At 63.2% G+C, this 527-nt stretch carries 1 protein-coding gene; it reads right to left on the bottom strand.

The annotated features are described in order from the left end of the window. Window positions 1-527 (bottom strand): gamma-glutamyltransferase (locus CXR03_RS19010; protein WP_181034684.1); only part of this gene is annotated, 527 nt, incomplete at both ends.

Genomic DNA, 527 nt, shown 5'->3' with positions numbered 1-527 from the left:
GGCATAGGCGAGACGAGTGGCTTCGATTTCCAGATGCAGCCGGTCTGCGGAGTGGGGTTCCAGCGTGTTGTCGAAGCAGGAGAGGATGTTGAGGATCAGCAGCGCAATGATGCCCTGGCCGTTCGGCGGGCATTCGTGGACGGTGTAGCCGCGGAAGGTGGTCGTAACAGGGGTCACGTATTCGCCCTCTGCTGCCGCAAAATCCTCCAGTGTGTGGAGGCCGCCATGGGCGTTGAGATGCGATACCATGTCTTCGGCGACAGATCCCTTATAGAAGCCGTCGCGGCCTTCGGTGGCAATCTTGCGGAGCGTTGCGGCAAGCTTCGGCTGGCGGTGGGTTTCGCCGATGCGCGGAGCCCGGCCGCCGGGCAGGAAGATCTCGGCTGCTGCCTTGTCTGCGGCGAGAAGCTCCTCTTCCTTCTTCCAGTCGCGGTGGACGCGCGGCGAGATGGCATAGCCTTCTTCGGCGTAACGGATGGCGGGTGCGAGGACATCTGCGAAGGGAAGGCGGCCATGGTCGGCATGCA

It is taken from the genome of Arthrobacter sp. 08Y14 (assembly GCF_002929455.1).
In the GTDB taxonomy this organism is placed as follows: domain Bacteria; phylum Actinomycetota; class Actinomycetes; order Actinomycetales; family Micrococcaceae; genus Arthrobacter_B; species Arthrobacter_B sunyaminii.
The sequence above is the reverse complement of the archived record's forward strand: the minus strand, read 5'-3'. Positions and strand labels throughout refer to the sequence as shown.